The 6,195-nt window shown below is 34.2% G+C and carries 5 protein-coding genes; all 5 read right to left on the bottom strand.

The window, feature by feature from the left end; all coding sequences use genetic code 11:
- Window positions 1–20: 20 nt before the first annotated feature.
- Window positions 21–2,234, bottom strand: coding sequence for a sensor histidine kinase (locus AC6CHR_RS03915; protein ID WP_498247179.1), 2,214 nt, complete (start codon window positions 2,232–2,234; stop codon window positions 21–23).
- Window positions 2,212–2,904: a response regulator transcription factor gene (locus AC6CHR_RS03910; RefSeq protein WP_498247178.1), complete on the bottom strand. Its 693-nt coding sequence runs from the start codon at window positions 2,902–2,904 to the stop codon at window positions 2,212–2,214. Before AC6CHR_RS03910 ends, AC6CHR_RS03915 begins: the two co-directional genes overlap by 23 nt.
- Before the next feature lie 368 nt (window positions 2,905–3,272).
- On the bottom strand, window positions 3,273–4,313 hold the full coding sequence (locus tag AC6CHR_RS03905; RefSeq protein WP_498247176.1) for a Gfo/Idh/MocA family protein: 1,041 nt from the start codon (window positions 4,311–4,313) through the stop codon (window positions 3,273–3,275).
- 78 nt (window positions 4,314–4,391) lie between these two features.
- The gene (locus tag AC6CHR_RS03900) at window positions 4,392–5,210 is read right to left on the bottom strand and encodes a carbohydrate ABC transporter permease (protein ID WP_498247175.1); all 819 of its coding nucleotides are present in this window, start codon (window positions 5,208–5,210) and stop codon (window positions 4,392–4,394) included.
- Window positions 5,207–6,151, bottom strand: coding sequence for a carbohydrate ABC transporter permease (locus AC6CHR_RS03895; RefSeq protein WP_498247174.1), 945 nt, complete (start codon window positions 6,149–6,151; stop codon window positions 5,207–5,209). Before AC6CHR_RS03895 ends, AC6CHR_RS03900 begins: the two co-directional genes overlap by 4 nt.
- Window positions 6,152–6,195: the final 44 nt, after the last annotated feature.

Genomic DNA, 6,195 nt, shown 5'->3' with positions numbered 1-6,195 from the left:
ATTCCATCAGGGTGTTTTCATTATTCTGCGCTCATCTTTTCTAATACAACCGTTACCTTGAAGAGATCTCCATCTACCTCAATGTCTAACGTACCATTATGCAAATCAACGATTGATTTCGCTATAGCTAGCCCAAGTCCTGAACCCTCTGTATGGCGTGATGTGTCACCCCTCTTAAAGCGTTCAAATAGTTCTTCACCATCACCACTAAGCTCATACTTAGAAACATTTTTAAAGGTAAGGATCACATGGCCATTTTCTTCTTTAAGATTAATATAAGCACGTGTCTGTTCTAAAGAGTACTTAATGATATTCCCGATCAAATTATCAAAAACCCGCCATAGCTTTTGACCATCTACAAATGCATATAGTGCCGTTTCGGTATTTGCCACACGAAATTGTACTTGTGCAGTTTGGATTTCTTGGTCATATTCAGCTAAAGATTGTTGGAGTAGCTGTACAATATCTACTTTTGCCTTTGTTAATTCAATATTCCCACTTGCCATCTTTGATGCTTCAAATAAATCATCAATTAACACTTTTAAGCGTTTTGATTTACGATCAATTATTTCTATATAAGAGTTGCGTTCATCTTCAGCTAATTCCGGACTTTTTAACAATTCAGAATAAGTTATGATCGATGTTAAAGGTGTCCGTAAATCATGGCTTACATTTGTAATTAATTCCGTTTTTAATCGTTCGCTTTTTGCTTGTGCATTAAGCGAAGTTTTTACGCCATGTTTCATGACATTAATATCCTCTGCAAGTCTTGCTAATACGGAATTCCCCTTAATTTTTAAGTCAGGTTCAAAATTTCCATTTGCTAAGGCACTGGCGTTTTTTATTATTTTGTTAAAGGATCCAACCTTTTTTATGATTAGTAGAAATAATGGTAACCCTATAAGAAAGAATGCAGGAATATAGAGAAGTAGGAAAAAAGGTTGAACGATAATAAGTAATGTCCCTACACCTAACGCAAATACAATAGATAAAATAAGGAAAACTTGTGTTCCAATCGTTCGATTTAGGAAGGCATCTCTTATCATATTTATAAATAAGCCGAGCCAAGTGCGTTTCCAGACCCCTTTATTTTGAGGCAGTTCCTTTAACCTCGGATACAAGTAAATACCTTGAAGAAGTGTGAAACCAACAACTAAAATTAACCTTATCGAATTTTCCAGTATATCTCTTAGATAAAAGGAATAATGATATGGAGCATCATCTAGTAAAATTATCGTAAATAGGAAGGATATTACAAATAAAACCAGAGCCGCATCGATTGGGACCTTATTGTATAATTCACTCCATTTATTCGATTTAATTCTGTTAAGGATTTTTATTTTCTTCCCTAATATTAGACTGCTAACTAAGGATAAAAGCGCAGTTAATGTATACACCCAAAAAATAACACGCTTGGTATTATAATCTTGATAACTTTCAATGATAAAATTAGAATTATTTGCATCTTTTAAAACGGCTATTTTACCTTCGTATAAACTGTTTGAATCAGGTTTTAATTCAAGGAGATTCTCATATTCAGGGACAAGGGAGTGTTCCTGAATTCTTAAATAATCTTGACCTTTAGTCGGGTATTCTTGTAAAAATAGCGTATTATCTTTATTTATATAATTATTTAATGATTTCTTATCATCTATTGGTAAATTAGTATAAACTTCTTTTGTCGTTGTATTTTGAAGAAAAAAAACAAACGCTTCTTTATATGATTGTTCATAATCATTTCGATAAGCCTCTAATTGTTTTGAATATTCGTCTATCTTTTTTTCTTTTTCCTTTAACACTTTGTCTTCAGTATATTCATCACTTTCAAAGTTTTTCGTGATGTCTTCAATTTTACTATTTCTTTCTTTAATATATACATCCGCTATACTCTGTTTATCATTTGCTACTGCTTCATCAATTCTAGATCGATATTGCTCTTCTATACTCGTTACTTGCTCTGTAAGATCACCATAGCGATAACGGTATTCTTCAATCTCATCTTTTGTAACTGTAAGGGACTTTTTTAAGTCTTCTTTTGATTGGTAAGAAATTTCATAAGCATCAATATAGTCTAGAAGTTGTGATACGTTATCTTCATAATAAGTTGTTTTAAAATATGACTGTTTTACATATTCATGATTATTTTCAAGTGCAGTCAATAGCCCACTTAATCCGAATGTAAATAAGACAAGCCAAGTAATAATAATTATTCTATTTTTCCATTTTGTATCCAATGCCCCATACCACCTTTAAATATCTTGGATTTTTAGGGTCGATTTCAATTTTCTCTCTAATCTTACGAATATGTACAGCTACGGTATTATCGGCATTGTAGCAAGGTTCTTTCCAGACCTTTTCGTAAATTTCAGAGATAGAGAACACTCGACCAGCGTTTACCATAAGCAATTCAACAATTTTATATTCAATCGGTGTTAATTTTACTGCTTCGCCATTAACAGCTACAGCCTTGGCTAATTGATCAATGGTCAGACCGTTTAAATCAATCGTTTTGTTTATTCCTTCAAAAGGGCCTAGCTTCACATATCTTCTTAGCTGAGATTTCACCCTTGCAATAAGTTCTAGCGGGTTAAAAGGCTTTGTCACATAATCATCCGCACCAACTTGTAACCCTAAGATTTTATCTGTATCCTCACTTTTAGCGCTTAAAATAATAATCGGAATATTTTTCTTCTCTCTTATTTTAAAGGTCGTGGCGATACCATCTAATCTCGGCATCATAATATCCAAAAGAATTAAATGGACTTCTTTCTCATTCAGCCGTTCTATTGCTTCCACACCATCCTGAGCAGTTAACACTGTCATTCCTTCATTTTTCAAATATATTTCAATTCCATCTCGGATTTCTTTATCGTCATCAACAACTAATACTACGTAATTATTCATCGCTCTCTCCTCCTTTCCAAAGTATATCATGATGATGATTCTTGGATTACTCTTAGTATAAGCATGAGTTCTTAATTTAAAGGTAGGGGAAAAATGAAGAATTTCTTAAGATTTTTCAAAGGGAGGCTCATTTGACCAGAAGTGGAAAAACATAACGTATCTGACTTTGAGGTTTTATTGGCAAAAATGTTCCTTTTATTGTCCATCTCTCTTATTTAATTGTCCAAATTCTATCCAATATCATCTATACTCACTCATGTATTGACTATAAAACAAAAAATAACCTTTCGAAACCATTTCCAACATTAATAAAAACAGGCGCATGACTGATTCATGCACCTGCCTAGATTTTATGTAATTATAACGAATCAACTTCGTACAGGTAAAGCACTCAAATTCATGATTCGTTTCGATTCCATTGAATCTAGTGCAGCTAAAATAACTTCTAGGGATTTCTTTCCTTCTTCCCCTGTTATGAGTGGGGCAATATTCGCTAAAATCGACTCAATGAAATGATCGATAACACGGGAATTGGATTGTCCTCCTGGATCATTTGTTTGAATCTTATCGAGCTCATATTTTACAACCTCGCCATTTTTATACTGAACGACAAGTGAATAGTCAGGGTCATCTTCTAATCTTAAGATAGCATTTTCACCATATATAACTGTCGAATTATCGCTGGCTATATATGACCAGCTTGCAGCAATTGTCCCGATTACACCTGACTCCATCTTTAAGATCACTACCGCATTGTCATCTACTTCTGTATCATCCTTTGCACTTGTTTCTACAAATGCGCCTACTTCTGAAACTTCTCCTAACAAGTAACGAATTAGATCTGATTTATGTACACCAAGATCTCCTAGAGCTCCTATTACAGCTTGTTCTTTATTAAAAAACCAACTTGCTCTACCATCAATACTCCATCCTTCAGGGCCTGGATGACCAAAAGATGTACGAAAGCTATAGACTTTACCTAGCTCTCCACTATCAATTAATTGTTTTGCTTTTTGATGGGAAGTAACAAATCGTTGGTTGTGAGCAATCATTAATGTTTTTTTATTTTTCTCGGCTATGTTTATCATTTCTTCTGCTTCCTCTAACGATGTCGCCATTGGCTTTTCACAAAGCACATGTTTCCCTGCATTCAAGGCAGCGATTGATACAGGCGCATGAAGGTCATTAGGCAAACAAATACTGATAGCATCAATTTCTTCTAGTTTCAGTAAATCTTCAAAGCATGTAAAAGCTTTCGCACCGTATTTTTCAGCCATGTCATTTGCTCGCCTTTCATCAATATCACAAACTGCAGTAATTTCTGCACTTTTATTTGCCCAATATTCAATTAAATGACGTTTTCTCGCAATACTTCCACAACCTATAACCCCAACTTTCATTTTATGCATGTATCATGTCTCCTTAAATATATAGTAGGTTCTTATTCATTTTTTTGTGAAAATGGTAGACTATTTATTCATTGTGAACTATTCTTTCACTGCTCCACCTGCGAGACCCTTTACTACTTTATCTTGTGAAAACAGGTATACCACCAGTATTGGTAAACTCGCTAAGGTTAAAGCAGCCATCAGTCCAGGAATATTGACGGAGAATTCCCCTTTAAAATCCTGAAGTCCTAGTGGCAAAGTCATTTTCTCGGGACTAGATATTAAAACAAGAGCGAAAATAAATTCATTCCATAGATGGATAAAGTTATAGATTAATACAGTCATTAAAGCAGGTGTCATCATTGGGAGGATGACTCTCCAAAAGATCCCAAAATGATTACATCCATCCATTTTAGCTGCTTCCTCTAGCGACTTAGGGATGTCTTGCATGAATTGAGTCAAAATGAACACTGAAATTGGTAATGCAAAGGCAATATAAGGACCTAATAACGCCCAAAATGTATCAAAGACTCCCATACTTTGTGAAAGCTTAAAAATCGGTATTAATGTTGCATGAATTGGTAGCATCATCCCAGAGATAAACAATAAAAACAAAACTTTATTCATTTTAAATTTCATTCTACTTAATGGATAGCTTGCTAATGAGGCGATGATCATCACCGCAAACACCGCAACAGTCGAGACCCACATACTATTTAGAAAATAGCTTGTTAATCCCATTTCAAAAACAGATTGGAAGTTTTCAAAGTTAATAGAAGAAAACAAAGCAAATGGATTCTCAAAAAAATTACTCTGTGTTCGTAAAGCTGTTGAAATCATATATACAAAGGGGAATCCTGTATAGATTAGCAGTAAAATAGCTACCACATAAAGAGGTATTTTTTTAAATCCACTCATACGTAAGCTCCTCTCTTTTTACGAATATAATCCATTAGTTGTATCAGGATTGTTACTGAGAGTGCCAAGAAAAACATCAAAAAAGCAATGGCACTTGCATATCCCATATTGAAATTAATAAATGCTTGTTTAAACATATACGTACCTAAAAGCTCTGTACCGTGGTTTGGCCCTCCAGCTGTCATAATATAAAAAATATCAAAGGACTTTAATGAGCCTACAACTGCCAAAATGGATGAACTGACAATGGTTGGCATTAATAACGGAAGGGTAATACGGAAAAACTTAGTAACCGAATTTGCTCCATCTATATCAGCTGCTTCATATAATTCTTCTGGTATACCAACAATCGCTGCCTTAAAAAGAATCATATAGAATGGGGCAAACTGCCATACAATTACCATCAATACTGCAAATAATGCAGTATTTGCTTCACTTAACCAAGGTACATTTTCAAATCCAAACAAATTAATAACCTGATTAATGATTCCATTAATAGGGTCATACATTAAAACCCACAATAAACCCACCGCAACTGTGGAAATAAGGAATGGAAAAAAGTAAATACTACTGAAGAACTTAATTCCTTTAATTGGAGCAAACAACATAAGGGCCATGATTAACCCTAAAGGAATTTGTGCAAAAACGGATGTTAATACAACCCAAGTATTATTTTTTAAAGCTGTCAAAAATACTGCATCTTTAAAAAGGTTTATGTAATTCTGCATTCCTACAAATTCTCCAACACCCATGCCATCCCACTCGTAAAAGCTGTACATGAAAGTAGATATAATCGGAAATAACACATAGATGGAATAAACAATTAGTGCTGGAGCAACAAATAGTCCAATTGTAATTGCACTCCTCATTTTTTTGTTTTTCATTCTGGAAACTGTTTTTACACCTATTCTTGATTTAGCTACTTCTGTTTGTGTTTCCACACCATACCCTCCTTATTGTTTGAAGTAAGAGGACTGTAGACACC

The organism is Metabacillus sp. GQ13, from assembly GCF_059758525.1.
This window is presented reverse-complemented; position numbering and strand designations above follow the sequence as displayed.